Source organism: Arthrobacter sp. Sr24 (assembly GCF_054511175.1).
Genome location: NZ_JBTNDB010000017.1, coordinates 14049 through 30955 on the forward strand (window position 1 = coordinate 14049; position 16907 = coordinate 30955).

Annotated in this window: 18 protein-coding genes, 1 pseudogene and 1 riboswitch; of the genes and pseudogenes, 13 read left to right on the forward strand and 6 right to left on the reverse strand. The window is 64.9% G+C overall.

Going from position 1 to position 16907, the window contains the following annotated elements:
- Positions 1–16: 16 nt before the first annotated feature.
- The 5 genes from ACX80D_RS11790 to ACX80D_RS11810 all read left to right on the forward strand — a co-directional run bounded on the left by ACX80D_RS11790 (position 17) and on the right by ACX80D_RS11810 (position 3839).
- On the forward strand, positions 17–601 hold the full coding sequence (locus ACX80D_RS11790; RefSeq protein WP_071214387.1) for a rhodanese-like domain-containing protein: 585 nt from the start codon (positions 17–19) through the stop codon (positions 599–601).
- Between the two features lie 90 nt (positions 602–691).
- Positions 692–988, forward strand: a complete 297-nt coding sequence (locus ACX80D_RS11795; RefSeq protein WP_047117791.1) for a rhodanese-like domain-containing protein — start codon at positions 692–694, stop codon at positions 986–988.
- A 65-nt stretch (positions 989–1053) separates the two neighbouring features.
- A complete protein-coding gene (locus ACX80D_RS11800; protein WP_096287260.1) occupies positions 1054–1950 on the forward strand; it encodes a sulfite exporter TauE/SafE family protein in 897 nt (298 codons plus the stop codon).
- A gap of 54 nt (positions 1951–2004) precedes the next feature.
- The gene (locus tag ACX80D_RS11805) at positions 2005–3333 is read left to right on the forward strand and encodes an MFS transporter (RefSeq protein ID WP_459322855.1); all 1329 of its coding nucleotides are present in this window, start codon (positions 2005–2007) and stop codon (positions 3331–3333) included.
- A gap of 86 nt (positions 3334–3419) precedes the next feature.
- Positions 3420–3839 (forward strand): DUF302 domain-containing protein, encoded by a 420-nt coding sequence (locus ACX80D_RS11810; RefSeq protein WP_459322856.1) that lies wholly within the window; start codon positions 3420–3422, stop codon positions 3837–3839.
- Between the two features lie 68 nt (positions 3840–3907).
- Here the strand turns inward: ACX80D_RS11810 and ACX80D_RS11815 are convergent, their stop codons facing one another.
- The 3 genes from ACX80D_RS11815 to ACX80D_RS11825 are packed head-to-tail and all read right to left on the reverse strand — an operon-like array spanning position 3908 to position 5966.
- Positions 3908–4258: a DsrE family protein gene (locus tag ACX80D_RS11815; RefSeq protein ID WP_007273056.1), complete on the reverse strand. Its 351-nt coding sequence runs from the start codon at positions 4256–4258 to the stop codon at positions 3908–3910.
- Positions 4255–5163 carry a cytochrome c biogenesis CcdA family protein gene (locus ACX80D_RS11820; RefSeq protein ID WP_007273055.1) on the reverse strand — a complete coding sequence of 303 codons (909 nt, stop codon included), beginning with the start codon at positions 5161–5163 and terminating at the stop codon, positions 4255–4257. Before ACX80D_RS11820 ends, ACX80D_RS11815 begins: the two co-directional genes overlap by 4 nt.
- Entirely contained in the window at positions 5163–5966 is an 804-nt protein-coding gene (locus ACX80D_RS11825; protein WP_007273054.1) for a DsbA family protein, read from the reverse strand. Before ACX80D_RS11825 ends, ACX80D_RS11820 begins: the two co-directional genes overlap by 1 nt.
- Before the next feature lie 134 nt (positions 5967–6100).
- Here ACX80D_RS11825 and ACX80D_RS11830 point away from each other — a divergent pair, with 134 nt between their 5' ends.
- The 6 genes from ACX80D_RS11830 (at position 6101) to ACX80D_RS11855 (ending at position 11088) form a co-directional block, all read left to right on the forward strand.
- Positions 6101–6652 (forward strand): hypothetical protein, encoded by a 552-nt coding sequence (locus ACX80D_RS11830; protein WP_007273053.1) that lies wholly within the window; start codon positions 6101–6103, stop codon positions 6650–6652.
- Entirely contained in the window at positions 6649–7047 is a 399-nt protein-coding gene (locus tag ACX80D_RS11835; protein WP_007273052.1) for a BlaI/MecI/CopY family transcriptional regulator, read from the forward strand. Before ACX80D_RS11830 ends, ACX80D_RS11835 begins: the two co-directional genes overlap by 4 nt.
- A 366-nt stretch (positions 7048–7413) precedes the next feature.
- Positions 7414–8007, forward strand: a complete 594-nt coding sequence (locus tag ACX80D_RS11840) for a recombinase family protein (RefSeq protein ID WP_176704955.1) — start codon at positions 7414–7416, stop codon at positions 8005–8007.
- A gap of 3 nt (positions 8008–8010) precedes the next feature.
- A complete protein-coding gene (locus ACX80D_RS11845; protein WP_176704954.1) occupies positions 8011–9468 on the forward strand; it encodes a Mu transposase C-terminal domain-containing protein in 1458 nt (485 codons plus the stop codon).
- On the forward strand, positions 9455–10360 hold the full coding sequence (locus ACX80D_RS11850) for an AAA family ATPase (protein WP_176704953.1): 906 nt from the start codon (positions 9455–9457) through the stop codon (positions 10358–10360). Before ACX80D_RS11845 ends, ACX80D_RS11850 begins: the two co-directional genes overlap by 14 nt.
- 146 nt (positions 10361–10506) lie before the next feature.
- The gene (locus ACX80D_RS11855) at positions 10507–11088 is read left to right on the forward strand and encodes a recombinase family protein (protein ID WP_459322858.1); all 582 of its coding nucleotides are present in this window, start codon (positions 10507–10509) and stop codon (positions 11086–11088) included.
- Positions 11089–11138: 50 nt separating this feature from the next.
- On the opposite strand, the gene ACX80D_RS11860 is transcribed toward ACX80D_RS11855, so the two are convergent.
- Together ACX80D_RS11860 and ACX80D_RS11865 are read right to left on the reverse strand one after the other, a co-directional pair.
- The gene (locus ACX80D_RS11860) at positions 11139–11921 is read right to left on the reverse strand and encodes an HpcH/HpaI aldolase family protein (RefSeq protein WP_459322859.1); all 783 of its coding nucleotides are present in this window, start codon (positions 11919–11921) and stop codon (positions 11139–11141) included.
- Entirely contained in the window at positions 11914–12618 is a 705-nt protein-coding gene (locus ACX80D_RS11865) for an MFS transporter (RefSeq protein WP_459322920.1), read from the reverse strand. The genes ACX80D_RS11860 and ACX80D_RS11865 overlap by 8 nt, the downstream gene beginning before the upstream one ends.
- A 318-nt stretch (positions 12619–12936) precedes the next feature.
- Here ACX80D_RS11865 and ACX80D_RS11870 point away from each other — a divergent pair.
- Positions 12937–13134, forward strand: a pseudogene (locus ACX80D_RS11870) (transcriptional regulator); the annotation flags it as partial.
- 624 nt (positions 13135–13758) lie between these two features.
- On the opposite strand, the gene thiC reads toward ACX80D_RS11870, so the two are convergent.
- Positions 13759–15489, reverse strand: coding sequence for a phosphomethylpyrimidine synthase ThiC (thiC, locus tag ACX80D_RS11875; RefSeq protein WP_459322860.1), 1731 nt, complete (start codon positions 15487–15489; stop codon positions 13759–13761).
- A riboswitch (TPP riboswitch) is annotated at positions 15487–15594 on the reverse strand. (Overlaps the previous gene by 3 nt.)
- A 491-nt stretch (positions 15595–16085) precedes the next feature.
- Here thiC and ACX80D_RS11880 point away from each other — a divergent pair.
- Positions 16086–16760: a hypothetical protein gene (locus ACX80D_RS11880; RefSeq protein WP_459322861.1), complete on the forward strand. Its 675-nt coding sequence runs from the start codon at positions 16086–16088 to the stop codon at positions 16758–16760.
- Positions 16761–16907 lie beyond the last annotated feature (147 nt).

A 16907-nucleotide genomic window follows, 5' to 3' on the forward strand; every position in this document is an offset into this window, starting at 1 on the left:
AAAGGGCCCACAAGCCATGAACCCCATTCCCCAGACCACCAGCCCCGAAGAACTCAAGGACTGGATCGCAGCTGGCTCCGACGTTGTGGTGCTTGACGTGCGCTCAGCCGCCGAATTCGAATCCCTGCACATCCTGGGCTCCTACAACGTCCCCCTCCCGTTGCTGGCCGAACACACCGAGGAACTCGCGGCCAAGCTTGACACCAAGGTGGTGCTGGTCTGCCAATCCGGCGTGCGCGCCACCGAAGCCAAGACCAACCTCGCGTCAGTGGGATTCGGCAACGCCCATGTCCTGGCCGGCGGCGTCCCGGCTTACAAGCAGGCCGGCGGCCGGACCGTGGAAGGTTCCAAGCGCTGGGACCTGGAACGCCAGGTGCGCATGGCCGCCGGTTCCCTGGTGATCGCCGGCCTGGCCGGGGGCAAGTTCCTGTCCCCGCAGATCCGCACCGTTGCCGGGGTCATCGGGGCGGGACTGACCTTCTCCGCGGCCACCAACACCTGCGCCATGGGCAAGGCCCTGGCCAAGATGCCGTGGAACAAGACCGGCAACGAGCCGACCCGTGCATCGGTCCTCGCCCAGCTTCCCCCCAAGAAGTCCTAGCACACACCCGGTTTCCGGGCCCGGGTCGCGTTGATCCGGGCCCGGAAAGCACCCACATACCGCTTGAACACGCCCCCGAAGGAGCAGACCATGCCCGAAATCACCATCACCGACACCGACCAGCGACGTGCCACGGACCAGGTCCTTGACGTCCGCGAAGACTTCGAAGTCGCCGAGGGAATGATCCCCGGCGCCATCCACATCCCCATGGGAGAGCTCAACACCCGCCTGGGGGAGATCGACCGGACCCGCCCCGTCATCGTCATCTGCCGCAGCGGCAACCGCAGCGCCCGCGTCGCCGACGCCCTCACCGGCGCCGGATTCACCGCCGACACCATGGCCGGCGGCATGACCGCCTGGCAACGTGCCGGCCTGCCCGTCACCTAAAGCCATACCCCGGCGCCAACCCCACCCGCGTCCCCTGCCCTTCCTTCCCAGACAAGGCCACCTCCATGACCCTCACCCTCGCACTCACCCTCCTGCTCTCGGTGCTGATCGGGATCTCCCTCGGCCTGCTCGGCGGGGGCGGGTCCATCCTCACCGTCCCGATCCTCACCTACGTCGCCGGCATGAACCCCAAGGAAGCCATCGCCGCCTCGCTCTTCGTCGTCGGCGCGACCTCCGCCGTCAGCGCCGTGACCCACGCCCGCAAGAAACGTGTGCAATGGCGCACCGGACTCGTCTTCGGCGCCGCCGGCATGGCAGGGGCCTTCGGCGGCGGCCTCCTGGGGGGCCATATTCCCGGAACGATCCTCATGATCGCCTTCGCCCTCATGATGGTCGCCACCTCCCTGGCCATGATCCGCGGCCGTAAGAACCCCGCAGGCGCACCCCACCAGGGGGATCTGCCGGTGCCCAAGGTCATCATCGAGGGCCTGGTCGTCGGCTTGGTCACCGGGCTCGTCGGTGCCGGCGGCGGCTTCCTCGTCGTTCCGGCACTCGCCCTGCTTGGCGGCCTGTCCATGCCCGTCGCCGTCGGCACCTCGCTGGTGGTTATCGCCATGAAGTCCTTCGCCGGACTCGGCGGCTACCTCACCACCGTCACCCTGGACTGGACACTTGTCGGCGGAGTCACAGCCGCCGCGATCCTCGGCTCCTTCCTCGGCGCACGCCTGGCCGGACGCATCCCCGAAGCGGCCCTGCGCAAGGGCTTTGGCTTCTTCGTCCTGGCCATGGGCGTCTTCGTCCTCGTCCAGGAACTACCCTCCCCCGCCAACCTCATCCTGGGCCTCGCGGCCACCGCAATCGCCGCGGCCGCGGCCCTGTGCTGGTTTGCCATCCCCGCATGCCCCCTGCGACGCAAGTCCCTGGGTTCACCCGCCACCACCACGGCAACCGAAGCCCGCTAGCCCCGGCTCCCCGCCGTGTTGCCCCTCCAGCCTCGGCACTCCAGGAGTCCGCGCATGAAACCGTCCACCACCAAGATCCTCCCTGTCCTGGGTTTGCGCGCCAACGCGGCCCAGTTCGCGTTGCTTGTCGCGGTCAACGCACTCGTCGGCGGGATGGTCGGGCAACAGCAAACCGTCCTTCCGCTGCTGGCCCACGCGGAGTTCGGCCTGAGCGGATACACGTTCCTCTTCGCCTACGTGGCAGCCTTCGGGATCACCAAGGCGACCTCCAACTGGTTCGCCGGGACCCTCTCGGACCGCTACGGACGCAAGCCCGTGCTGCTGGCCGGGTGGCTCTTCGCCATCCCGGTGCCGCTCATGCTCATTTTCGCCCCGGACTGGAGCTGGGTCGTCGCCGCGAACGTTCTGCTGGGCATCAACCAAGGCCTGACCTGGTCGACCACCGTCATCATGAAGATCGACCTGGTGGGTCCGGCGCAGCGCGGCCTGGCCATGGGACTGAACGAGGCCGCGGGCTACGGTGCCGTGGCCGCCACGTCCCTGCTGGCCGGATACCTCGCCGAACAGTACGGGCTGCGTCCGGCGCCCTTCCTCTTGGGAATCGCCTACACCGCCTTGGCACTGCTGCTGTCGGGCCTTTTCGTCCGGGAGACCCACCCACATGCCCTCCTGGATGCCGGAAACATGGCTGCCCGGGGCGCCTCCGCCCGGCATGGCCTGGACGCCAACCTAGCCAACGGCCAAATCTTTTCCCTGACCAGCTTCCGGGAACCGGCCTTGTCCTCGGCCAGCCTGGCCGGCCTGGTGAACAACCTGAATTTCGGACTCTCCTGGGGCCTGTTCCCACTGCTGTTCGCCACTTCGGATCTCAGCATGGGCCAGATCGGCCTGCTTTTCGCCCTGTATCCCGGGGTGTGGGGCATAGGCCAAATGGCGACCGGTGCTCTATCGGATCGGATCGGGCGCAAACACCTCATCGCCGCCGGCATGTTGGTCCAGGCCGGAGCCCTTGCGATCATCGCGCTCGGGGACGGCTTTGGTGCCTGGGCGGCTGGAACGGTGTTGCTCGGGGCGGGAACCGCCATGGTCTACCCCACGCTGCTGGCAACGGTCGGCGACGTCGCCCATCCCTCATGGCGAGGACGGGCCGTGGGGGTCTACCGGGTCTGGCGCGACCTCGGATACGCCGTCGGTGCCATCGCCGGCGGGATCATTGCCGACCTCATGGGGCTGCACGCGGCCATTTGGATGGCCGCCGCCCTCAGCGCAGCCGCGTCCCTGGTTGTCGCGGTCCGCATGTATGAAACGCACCAACGGCTTTCACCGCCCTTCCATGCCGGCGATACCTTGGCAATGCTTCCGCGCGATCGGCCCAACACGTAGCATGGGCACGGAACCGAGAGTCCCGCCGTGGCGGGACCCGCAGCCGCCCTGGCCGGCCTCCGCACGACAACCCCAGGAGAAACACCATGACGTACACCCACGCCATCACCGTCCCGCTGTCATGGCAAGACGCCGTCGAACGGACACGCGGCGCCTTGGCGGAACAGGGATTCGGCGTGCTGACGGAGATTGACGTGAAGGAGACCTTCGCCCGGAAGCTGGGCCAGGAAGCCGGGGACGCCGTGGGGGACTACATCATCCTCGGGGCCTGCAACCCGCAATTGGCCCAGCGCGGCATCGCCGCCGAACCACAGTTGGGCGCGCTGCTCCCGTGCAACGTCGTGGTGCGTCGCGCCCCCGATGCCAAGGAAACCACCATTGAGGCCATCGACCCGCAAACCATGGTCCAACTCAGCCCGGGTGACGCGACACGCGAGGTCGCCAACGATGCCGATGGCCGCCTTCAGGCGGCGCTGAAGGAAATCTCCGAAAAAGCAGGCTCCTAGGTTCTCCCCTGGTTGGTGAAGGTCACTGGCACGGTCTATTTGCACGGGAGCAGTGCGCCAAGCTCGGGTCAGAGGCGGACATATGCAGCGCCGTCGTGCTGGCGTTGGGCCAGATGCGCGATGGCCGCGGGGACGACCGCGACACCCTCGACCAGCGCATCCGGGGCCAATCCGGCTGCATGCAGACTGTTCGCGCATGCGGTAATGCAAATGCCGGGGATGCCGTGTAGGGCCGCAATGTCGGGGGCGTGCTTCCCGTCCGCGGCCAACTGGGACACCGACGGGCCCTGCACGATGACTTCCACGATGGTGTCGGACATCCGTTCGTGCGCATTGCGGGCCACCTGCAGGGCCGTGGCCACATCCGGGAATGGTTCGGTGCCCGGTCCGGCTAGGTGCAGCAGCAACCGCCAGGTCATGGTCGGGCCTTCGCGGGAACCCCGGTATTATCCCCAAGGATTGCCTCCTCGAGTGATTCAGGGGCCACGGCCGCGTCCTTGGTGCGCAGGGTTCGGCGTACAAGCCCGATCCACCAGGCCAATAGCAGCGCTCCCAGCATGGAAGGCCATGCCCAGTCCGGGAGCACGGCATCGATCCGGGACGCCGCGTCGGAGATCCGGTCCATCAGGCCAGCGGAGAGCAGGTCGGGCATGGTGAGTAGCCCCCCGGTGGTGAGCATGAGGATCCCGACGGTGATTGTTACGGTTCCTGCCAGCAGCGCGTTGGTGTGGAAGCGGAACCGGCCCACAGTCACGGTGCGTCCGCGCAGCCATCCGGTTCGGAAGGTGCCGGCGCGGCGCATGGCCGCGGCCACGCCGAGCACCGGCAGCACCATACCCAGCGCGTAGCTGGCCAGCAGCATGCCCCCGCCCAGTGCGCTGCCGTTGGCCAGGATGAGGGTCAGGATTGCCCCCAGCACCGGTCCGGTGCAGAACCCCGCAACGCCGGCCACCGTCCCAAGCAACACCGCCCCCCACGGCGAGCCTGCCGCGGCGCGTCGGCGCCGGGTACGCAAGGGTAGCAGGCGGGACAGGTCGAAGCCGCCGCCCAAGATCTGGATGAGTCCCAGGGCGACGATGACCCAGGCGGCAGCGACCAGCAGGAGGCGGCGGTCGATGACCAGGACGCCGCCGAGCCATCCGATGCCCAGGCCCAATGGGACCAGCGTGGCCAGCATGCCGGCTAGGAACGCGATCCCCAGTACCCGCAGCCGGTGCCCGGAGGTCGCGGCATGGGCGAAGAACGCGGGCAGCAGCATGGCGTTGCACGGGCTGAAGAGTCCGAGCACACCGCCGGCAAAGGCGAAGACCAGTCCGGCTTCCACTACTGCTGGCCTGCTTCGGCCTGCTGCAATTCGGCGTCAATGGCGGCCACGAAGTTCTCCAGGGGCTGCGCGCCGACGAACGGCATCTGGTTGATCAGGAATACCGGGGTGCTCATGACGGCCAGCTCCTGGGCCTCGTCTAGGTTGCGCTTCACCGCATCCTTGGCCTGTTTGCTGTCCATGTCGGCCAGGAACTGCTCCCCGTCCAGGCCCAGGTCCTCGGCGGTGGCCCTGAGGCTCTTCGCGCTGTAGGCGGATCCGGGGGCGATGGTGCCGCCTTCGGCCATGCGCGTATGGAAGGGCACGTAGCTTCCCTGCATGGCCGCGGCCTGTGCGGCGTGAGCGGCGGTCAGGGAGGCGTCGCCGAACAGGTCAAGGTCACGCCATTCAATGCGCAACTTCCCCTGGTCGACGTACTTGGTGATCAGTTCGGGCAGGGTGCCCTCCGTCCACTTCGCGCAGTATGGGCACTGGAAGTCGGTGAAGGCGACCATGACCACCGGGGCATCCACATCACCCAGCGCAGTGGGATCCTGTGCCTCCAGTCGCGCCACATCGGGAAATGCGGGTGCCGGTGGGTCGGTGTCCTGCCCGGGGGTCTGTGAGCCGGGATTTTGGACTGCGGCGGACGACGCTTCCGGGCCCGGCGCCCGGTCACCGACGGGCAGCTGCGCGCCGATGAGCAGGCCGATGGCCAGGGCCACGGGAATGGGTGCGACCCACAGCCACGGAACCTTGCGCCGTGTTCCAGGCTTGTCCCCCCGCTCCGGTGCGGGCTTGCGGTTCTCGGGGATCTGCTGCACGGTTTCGCTGCCTTCGGCTCGATTGGCTACTATGCTGCATAGTAGGTCTACTATTCTTTATAGTAGACAAGCGGTCCGAAGGGCAAACGGGGACGCTCTCGGGACGGATCACACATCAAGCACACGGAGGAACAATGAGCCGCACGCAACGCTTGCTGATCGATTTCCGCCGCCGCCTGCCGCTGGCCGGCGCGGCGTTGCGCTGGTGGGGTTCCCGGCAATGGGCGGTGGCAGTGGCCTCGGCACTGGCCATGGCGCTGCTGCTGGGTTTCGCCACGGTGCTAATCCCCAACGACGTCTTCAGCCGGGACATCCCGCCGGTGCCGTGGAACTACCCCGTCTGGTTGGCCACCTCCGTCCTGACCGGCCTGCTGGCCGCCAGCTACATCCGGCCAGCGGCCCCGGCAACCCCAGGGACCGCGGAACCAACCGACCGCACCTCCCGCTGGGGGATGGCCGGCGGTCTACTGGCCTGGTTCGCGATCGGCTGCCCGGTCTGCAACAAGATCGCCCTGTTGGCGCTGGGATATTCCGGAGCCATGACCTATTTCGCGCCGTTGCAGCCTTGGCTGGCGGCACTGGCCATGGTGCTGACTGTTCTTGCACTGGTGTTCCGACTGTCTGGGCAGCAGCAATGCGCGATACCCGGTCGCCAGGCCGCTGAGCGGGAAAGGATGGATTCATGACGACCTCCATTGAAGACACCGGCGAACTACCCTTCAAGCCCCGGGAGGCGCCCCCAGTAGGGGCACTGGAACGGCGTGTTTTGGACGTGCTTTGGAAGACCCGCCAGGCACACACCACGCGGGGCATGGTGCAGGAGCTCACGGCGCCGGGAGGCCAGAAACCCGCATACACGACCGTCGCCACCGTCTTGGGCCACCTGGTGGACAAGGCGCTGGCGGAACGCGAACTCATCGGCGGCGTATGGTCCTACCGTGCCACGCTCACCGGGTGCCAGTTCTCCGCCGCGCACATGGTGCGCACGCTGGGAGAGACCAACGACCGCCGGCGCTGCCTCACCCGCTTCGCCGGCATGCTCGACCCCCAGGACGCCGCCTTCCTCAAGTCCCTGCTCTAGTTGATCGGATCCTCACGGATTTCGTTGGTCATTAGAGGCCGGACAGTGTGGGGCTCGTCCAGGTCCAGGTCCAGGTCCACTTCCGCTCAGAAGGGACCCCTCGGGGATAACCCGGCGCATGGCCATGCTGAGCTCGCCCACAGTTCCGAGACAATCCGCCTCGCGGAAGCCGTGTGAGGGTTCCTGAACGAAATAGACGCGTCTGAATGTCTTGAAAAGCTAAAGCTTTTCGAGACACCAGAACCGCGCCTATTTTGACGATCGGCCTCCTTGAAGTCCCGGGAGGCGATTTGCCCCAGAAAGTCGTCTTACCGTAAAACGTCTTACGCGGTTGGCATCCAGGGGTTTTTGAGCCAAAATGGCCAGGTGAGACATTTGGGATACACGCGGGTGAGCACTTCGAGCCAGGATGCGCAGTTGCAGCTCGACGCGCTTCTCAAGGACGGGGTGCAAAAGCGGGACGTGTTTGCCGACGTCACCTCCGGAAGCAGGTCCGCGATCGAGCGACCGGGAATGAAGAAGCTCTTGGAGTATGCCGAGGCCGGGGACACCGTGGTGGTCTGGCGGGTCGACCGGCTCGGCCGGTCCCTGGTCGATGTGCTGAACACCGTGAACCTGTTGCGTGAACGCGGCGTGAATGTCCGCTCCATTTCCGACGGGATCGACCCGGCCACCTCGACCGGGCGCATGATGCTGAACCTGCTGGCCTCCCTGGCCGAGTATGAGCGCGAGCTGATCGTGGAGCGCGTCAATGCCGGGATCGCCGCCGCACGGAAAGGCGGCACTCGTTTCGGCCGGCCGCTCTCGGACCCTGCGGTGATCGCCGACAAGCTCGCGATCGCGAAGGATGCCCGGTTGAGGGGACGCACCGCCGAGGACGCGGCACGCCTGGTCGGGTGGAGCCGGGCGACGCTCTACCGCCACCTCGGACAAGACGCCGGCTCGATCAAGAGCATGTGATCGATGATGGCCCCGCGAAGCGTTTCGGAGAAACTCGCCTTGCTGGGCCAACATGATGGCGGCGCCCCTTGGACTCGCATCGCCGCCGAGTCGGGGGTGCCGCTGCGGACACTGGCGCGCTGGTCCGCGAAGTATCGCGCCGACCCAACATCCAGGGGTTTGCAGCGTACCCGCCGTACCGATCACGGGCGCCGGCGGATCCGGGCCGAACTCATCGAGGCCATCGAGGCACTGGCCCTTCAGCGCCCCGAACCCACCGCCGCCTACATCCACCGCCGCGTGGGCGACATCGCGGCCGACCGCGGACTCAGTCCGCCGAGTTACTCCAGTGTTCGTGCGATCATCGGTGCCATCGCCCCGGGACTTCGCACGCTTGCGCAAGAAGGGGATGCCGCGTACCGGGATCGCTTCGAGTTGGTGTTCCGCCGCGCCACTGCCCGCCCCAACGAGCAGTGGCAGGCCGACCATACACTGCTGGACATCATGGTCCTGGGCAGGAAAGGGACCGCGGTGCGGCCGTGGCTCACGGTCGTGTTGGATGACTATTCCCGCGCCGTTGCCGGATACACCCTCTTCACCGGGGCCCCGTCGGCGGAACAAACCGCGCTGGCCCTGCACCAGGCCGTCAACACCAAGACCAACCCAACCTGGCCGATCTATGGCTTGCCCGAGGTGCTCTACAGCGACCACGGGTCTGATTTCACCTCCGAACGCCTCAACCAAGTCTGCCTGGACACCCACATCCGTCTTATCCACTCCAGGGTCGGCGTCCCGCAGGGGCGCGGGAAGATCGAGCGCTTCTACGGGACCATCACCACCGAGCTCCTGCCCCACCTGCCCGGCCACATCCCGCACGGGACCCGCGGCGCCCCTGTCACCACCCCCGCGCTCACCCTGGAACAGCTCGATGGGATCCTGGAGCAGTTCATCGTCACCGAATACAACTGCCGCCCCCATTCCCAGACGCACGAGGTCCCCGTGCAGCGCTGGGGAGCTTCCGGTTTCATCCCGCGCGCACCGGCGCACCCCGAGGACCTCGACTTGCTCTTGCTCACTGCGACTGCGACCCGGAAGGTGCAACGCGACGGCATCAAGTTCGCCGCCACCCGGTACGTCTCACCCATCCTCGCCGCCTACGTCGGCGAACACGTCACCGTGCGGTTCAATCCCCGCGACGTCGGGGAAATCCGCGTCTACTTCAACGATGCGTTTCTCTGCCGCGCGATCGCACCCGAGCTGGCAGCGGACTCCGTCTCGTTCAAGGAACTGCAAGCCGCTCGGTCGCAACAACGACGAAACCTCAAAAAACAATTGCGGCAACGCCGCAGCCTCGCCGATGCCCTGCCCTCCGATGCCCGCTATGTCCCGCGAACAGCTGCGGATACAGATACGGACGCGAAACAGGACACCATCGAAGAAGTCCCGCCACGACACCGATTGCGCCTCTATGAAACCGACTGATCGCACCCATAGCGTCCTCGGCCCGGGAGATGACGGCCGGCGCTTTCTTTCCGCGGACACTGGCGAGATGAACCTCGGCCCGCCGCCGCAGCACCCGAGGCCGCCATTCCAGCTCACGCGAGAACACCGCCGCTTCACCGAATTCGCAGACGCCGTCCGCGCCCACCGCTACATCGGTCTGTGCTGGGGATCGCCTGGGGTCGGCAAAACCCTTTCGGCCCGGCACTACGCCGGCGCCGACGATTGGGAACAATGGCAGATGCCCTTCCCCGAGCACCTCGATCCCGTACCTGAACGCGTGCTCGAATCCCGCACCGCATTCTTCACCCCCACGGTCTCGGCAAGCGTCCGGGAAATTGACCAAGGGCTCCCGCGCGTCTGCCAACAGATTTCCTATGCTCTCGACTACGCCGAACACGGCGTCGTGGATCCCTTCATCCACCGCGAGTCACGCTCCAGCGGCCGCACCGAACTGCTCATCATCGACGAGGCCGACCGCCTCAAGACCGCCGGCCTCGAACAGGTCCGCGACTATTTCGATCGGCACACCATGGGCGTCATACTCATCGGAATGCCGGGGATCGAAAAGCGCCTGGCCCGCTACCCGCAGCTCTATAGCCGCATCGGCTTCGCGCACGAATACTGCCAACTCACCCCCGAGGAACTCACCGCAGTTTTGACCCGACGTTTCCCGCCAGGGAACGACGAAGCCGATGGCGGTCTCGCACACGCAACAGCCATCGCGACCATCGTCCGCATCACCGGCGGCAACTTCCGCCTCGTCGACCGGCTGACCACCCAGATCGAACGCGTCCAAACGGTCAACGCCCTCGCCGGACTCACCCCCGAGATTGTCGACACTGCACGGCGAGCCCTACTCATCGGCCACTAAGCGCCGCGAAAAAAACGCCACTTACCGTTGCGATTCACACACTAGACGGCGTGTCGCTATGCCCGGTCGTCTCAACAAGGTGTCTCACTCTGATATTCTCAACATCAAGGAAAAGTATCCTTTGATGGGACTTTGAGGGGAAGTACATGACGCGTCTTGGATATGCCAGAGTCAGCACCGCGGAGCAGGACACCGAACTGCAGATTCGGGAACTGGAAGCCGCCGGCTGTGAACGGATCTACCGAGATCATGGGATCAGCGGCACTAAGGCCAGCCGACCGGAACTGGACAAGATGCTGGAGCGACTCAGCCGTGGCGATGAAGTCGTGGTCTGGAAACTGGACCGGCTCGGGCGCACCACCCGTCACCTCCTCGAGCTCCTCGACGACTTCAAGGCGCGCGGGGTCAGGTTTCGGTCGCTGCGCGACGGTATCGTCACCGACCCCGGCAGCGACCTGGGCGGTGCTATGGCCCAAGCCATGGTTACTATCATCTCCGCCTTCGCGCAGCTCGAACGCGACCAGCTCTCTGAACGTACTAAGGCCGGCATGGCCGTCGCCGCCTCCCACGGTCGCAAGGCAGGACGGCGGGAAGTCACCGCCACCCATCCCAAAGTCAAGCGAGCCCATGCTCTGGAAGCTCAGGGACTAAAGCCTGCCGACATCGGCAAGATCATCGGGGCCAGTCGAGCCACCGTTTACCGCTACCTCAGCATGGACGCTGGATAACGGCTCTTTCGTCCCGCCTTGCGACCGTGGGGGCGGCTGAGTTTCGAGCGTCAGTATGCCCTGGCTAGATCGGAACCCACGCCGCGCGCGTTTCCCAGCTGCAGCGCCATGTCGGCCCTTAGCGACGAGACGTCTGTCGCGGCGGTGATGAAGGTGAACCCCTGCTCGGCGCGCCGCGCGGCCTGCAGGCCGTCGGCGCAGTGCACCCCGGCGATTTTTCCGCGTTTCTTTGCAGCCGCGACCACACGCTTCAGCTCCGCGTCCAGCCGCGGCAGAATCGCGTCCTCGAACGGCACCCGTGCGCCGAGTGCCAGTGATAGGTCGTATGGCCCGACGTAGACACCGTCGATGCCGTCTACGTCGAGGATGGACTCGAGTTCACCCAGTCCCGACGCAGTCTCGATCATCGCGAGCACCGTGACCAACGCATCCGTTTCTGCTGGCGTAGCACCGAAGTGCGGTCCGAGTCGCATGGGGCCGAAGGAGCGATGGCCGCCAGAGGTCGGGTAGCGGGCGGCCAATGCCGCCTCACGCGCTTCGTCGGCGGAGTCGATCAGCGGCACGATCACTCCGCGCGCGCCCGCATCGAGCACGCGCCCGATCTCGGCGGCACTGTTAGAGGAGACCCGTGCGAACGGCATGGCGCCACCGGCCGCGATCGCGACCAACGCCCGCACCTGGGCGTCATAGCCGAGCAAGCCGTGCTGGCCGTCAACGCACACGTAGTCGAAACCCGCGCGGGCGATCTGGTCGGTAGCGATAATGGAGTCCAGTGTGACCCAGGCACCCATGCGGGGCGCCTGGATCGGCGTGGTCGAGTGCTGCTCAGACATCGAGCTCCTCGTTGTGGCGCACCTTCACGAATGACACCGAAACGAATCCTACGGCGGCGCAGAACACCACGAAGATCGCTACCGGGATCCAGCTGCCCATGAACGCGGCCAGCAGTGCTGTCGCGATGAATGGAGCCGGCCCACCCACGATCGCGGCGCCGATCTGATAGCCCAGCGAGGCACCCGTGTAGCGGATCTCAGGCGCGAAGTTCTCGGCTAGTATCGTGCCGATGAGCGAGCCGTAGGTCGGCCAGATGAGCGTGAAGGAGACGATGATCGCGGTGCCCATGAGCCAGAGCTCACCGCTCGCGAGCATGGCAAAATAAGGGAAGATGAAGATCGCCACGGCGACCGAGCCGCCCAGGAACACCTTTTTGCGTCCGATGCGGTCAGAGAGCGCGCCATAGAAGAGCATGAAGCCGATGCCGATGGTTGAACCGATGAGAACGAACATCAGAATCGTGCCGAAGTCATAGCCGAGACCGATCGAGTAGGAGATCGAGAACGTTGCGAAGATGAAAAACGAGCTTGTCTCGACAAACTTCGCGCCGGTCGAGATCAGCACCTCGCGCCAGTGGTGCTTAAGTACGGTCGCGATCGGCAGCTTCTGCGTGGTGCCTTCTGCCCGGACTTTGCGGAACGACGGCGTCTCGTCGACGCGTGCGCGGATCCACAGGCCCGCATTGCCGCAGCGGATTCGAACTGGTCAACGAGGTACACCCCAATGGACGCCACACTGTGGCAGAAAAGGCACAGGCCACGTTCAAAGCTTTCAATCTCAACGGGCCGGCCTGCCGGTTAGTCTTTAGCGGCTGTCATAAACGGTCGCTTTCGGTGCTGATGCGCCCGGTGGTTGAAATCGCCTGCCGATAACGCCAACCAGTACTTGCTTTTGTCAGACAGTTTCGGTGCCGGGGTATCACCGGCGCGCGCCTCGGTCGTCGAGCGGTGCACTGCTCTGACGCGTACAACCTGGGTGTTCCTCGTTGGAAAGACCCGGCGTAACGTCGAAGACATGAATGATAACGACAACACGTTCGGAGCCTTCCTGACCTCGCGTCGGGCACGCCTGAGCCCGGAGCAGGCAGGTCTTCCCGCCGGCAAGGGGCGGCGTGTGCCGGGGCTTCGTCGTGGTGAGGTCGCGATGCTCGCCGATGTCAGCGTCGAGTACGTCGCACGCCTCGAGCGGGGAGCGGTCACTGGCGTCTCCGAGGCCGTGTTGGATTCGCTGGCGAGGGCGCTGCAGCTCGACGACACCGAGCGTGAGCACCTGACACATCTTGCGCAACTGATCGGCGGTGGGGTTCCACCGCGTCGGCAGCCGCGGCGCAAGCCTGTGGTTCGGGAGAGCATGCAGCTCGTGCTCGACAGCAAAAAATATGTGGAGCGGCGCAGCACCGAAGGGCTGAGCTACCGGGAAATCAAACGCGTCCTGAAACGGTACCTTGCCCGGAACAAACCCCGATGAGGTTGCAGCGGGTGATCGGCGAGGCACATGACGAGAGGACGCGCCTTCGGGCGGGGCCTGTTCAAGTAGCCACTTTACGGCCGCGCCGTCGCCGGATACAGCGGGGCCGAAGAGCTGGGACGTGGTGACTCCCGTCAGACTCTCTACAGGCACGTGTCACCCGGGGAACTGCGCTCCGACGGGGAAAAGCTGCTCGCTGGTCAACTAGCTGCTCTTCGGTGACGGAAGAGGTCGTGCGGATTCAACTGGCCGGGCTTTCCGAACACGGTGAACCCGCGGCGCCCCTAGCCCGAACGGCAGTGGCTACAACGGCCCTTCGGGGCCGGGGCAGGACCGGCCCCGAAGGGCCGGCCCTGGACGCACTCGCTCCTAGTTCCTGGGCAGGACCGGTTCGGGGAGGTAGACCTTCCCGCCGGATTCGCGGAATTCGGCAGATTTGATGCTCATGCCGGCGATGGCTTCCTGTTCTGACATTCCTCCGAACTGATCGCGGATGTCCTGGGAGAGCCGCATGGAGCAGAACTTGGGTCCGCACATGGAGCAGAAGTGCGCTGTCTTGGCCGGTTCGGCGGGCAGCGTCTCGTCGTGGAAGGATTCGGCTGTTTCCGGGTCCAGGGAGAGGGCGAACTGGTCCCGCCAGCGGAACTCGAAGCGTGCCTTGGACAGAGCGTCGTCGCGTTCGTGGGCTCCGGGGTGGCCTTTGGCGAGGTCTGCCGCGTGGGCGGCGATCTTGTAGGTGATGACTCCGGTCTTGACGTCATCCTTGTTCGGCAGCCCGAGGTGTTCCTTGGGCGTGACGTAGCAGAGCATTGCGGTGCCATAGCGGGCGATCTCGGTGGCGCCGATGGCCGAGGTGATGTGGTCATAGCCTGGGGCAATGTCTGTCACCAGCGGGCCGAGGGTGTAGAAGGGGGCGCCGTCGCAGAGTTCCTGCTGGCGTTCGATGTTTTCGCGGACGAGGTGGAACGGAATGTGCCCGGGGCCTTCGACCATGACCTGCACGTCGTACTTCCAGGCCCGCTTGGTGAGTTCGGCGAGGGTGTCCAGTTCGGCGAACTGGGCGGCGTCGTTGGCATCCGCGGTGGCGCCGGGCCGCAGTCCGTCGCCCAGGGAGAAGGCGACGTCGTACTTAGCGAAAATTTCACACAGTTCATCGAAGTGGGTGTAGAGGAAGTTCTCCTGGTGGTGGGCCAGACACCAGCCGGCAATGATGGACCCGCCGCGGGAGACGATGCCGGTCACCCGGTTGGCGGTCAGCGGCACGTAGCGCAGCAGCACACCGGCGTGGACAGTCATGTAATCCACGCCTTGCTCGCACTGCTCGATCACGGTGTCCCGGTAGATCTCCCAGGTCAGGTCATTGGCCTCGCCGTTGACCTTCTCCAGCGCCTGGTAGATCGGCACTGTCCCGATCGGGACAGGGGAGTTGCGGATGATCCATTCACGGGTGGTGTGGATGTCATCGCCGGTGGACAGGTCCATCACAGTGTCGGCACCCCACCGGGCCGCCCACTGCAGTTTGTCCACTTCCTCGGCAATGGAGCTGGTCACGGCGGAGTTGCCGATGTTGGCGTTGATTTTGACCAGGAACGCTTTGCCGATGATCATCGGCTCGGATTCAGGGTGATTGATGTTGTTCGGGATGATGGCCCGGCCAGCGGCCACTTCGCTGCGCACCAGCTCGACGTCACAGTTTTCCCGCACTGCCACGAACCGCATCTCGGGGGTGAGGATGCCCTGGCGGGCGTAGCGCATCTGGGTAACGGTCTTACCCTCGAGGGCGCGGCGGGGCACCGGCTGCGCGCCCTTCCATTCAGCAGAAGCGGCGCCCCGGCGCACCGCGGATTTACCGTCGTCGAGCAGGTTCCGTTCCCGGCCGCCGTAGGGCTCGGTGTCGCCCCGGGATTCTATCCATTCAGACCGGAACGGCTCCAGGCCGATCACAGGATCGCTTCCGGGCCCGGCCGTCCGGTACACCGTGAACGGTAGATTCTTCACCCCGTTCGGAGAGTCCTCCAAGGCGATCTCCGTGACAGGGACGCTAATGCCGTGTTCGGGGTCGCGGGCGTACGCGAGTGAATGTGAATTCATGGAGCTCATCAGTGGTTTCCTACTTCCTTCGCCGGCATAACCCGGACAGGTTCAACGGTCGCAGACTGCATCAGCCCGATCTCAGCCCCTGCAAGGGCACCCGTGTGGATGGAAAAACCTTAGCACCCCAGCGTGCCCGTTCTACCGTTTGTGTGGATGATGACCGCTGTTCCCCGAACGGCCTCCATCTTCGGCAGCAGGCCCTCCCAGCGACGGGGTGCATGACGAATCACCGGAAGCTGAGGTACTCCTTGGGCCAACCGCCAGCCCGGCGAACGCCCAGCACCCGGGAAAGGTGCAGACGCCTTCATATTCCGTGCAGTCGACTTCTGAAACTGACAAGCCTACTGTCTCGCTTAGCTGTCTTTCAACCCTAGGGTTTCGAGACTGCCTATGTCTTCCGACCCAAGGAGTCATCATCCATTAATCGCAGGGTCCTGGTTCTATAGCAAGCACCAAGCGCGCTCGGGTCGCGTCACCCTTTTACACAGTCACCTTCATCATAGAGTCACAATGCATCTTGACGGATAATGTGTCTCGGCAGAGACTTACATTCATCTTCACCGAAGATGCGTGTATAAATAAAAGATGACTTGGGGCTTCAAATGATCGTTGTAAATATCAACCATTCCTATGCTGAACTCATTCGGCGGGAGCGGCCGGGGTTGCTCTCCTTCGAGCTCAACCGCATCACGACAGGACATTGGCCTGTCATGGCCGACGCCACCATGGACGGTTTTACCGACTACCTGGTCGGAACCTATAACGACATGATCGTCACAGCGTTCAGAATCTTGAGTGTGCAACGGGTCGTCCACGAGGGCAAGGACAAGCTGAAATTTGTTGTGGATGACTTCTATAACCCGGACAAGGAGCAGAACGGCTTCGGCGCATCTACTCAGGAGGTAGATCGGGCTGCATGGCTTGTGGGCGCTCCGATCCCCGGCGGTTCCTGGCGCAAGGGAGAAGCGCGGGGAACCCGCCGCTACGCACTGGATGCATATCTGAAGGATCAGCCCGACTTGGCCGAACGCGCTGATCGGGACTTTCCATCGGCCATGATGGAAAATCTCTTTGCCTATCTTCGCGGCGACAGCAGAATGCCTGTGGACGACTTTCCTGCTCTGGGTCGTTCCAACAATTTTTCTGCACCTCAACCGGCGGGCGGCGTAACAGTCAGCCGACAGCCTGACGGAACGGTCCTCATCGTAATCCCGAGTGGTACACGGGCCCAGCTCACTATTGATCCCGACAGGTCTATAGCTGGACCCATGAGCTAACACCGTCTAGTGGAGTGCCCGCACATGTCCGATGTTCTTGTTTGGTGGGGCGCCCACTGGGCCTCAGCACGGACAACGACGCCGAGTTCCTCTGCCCGGTGAAGGATCGGCTGTTGACACAGCATGAGGTCCCGATCAACACAGTGC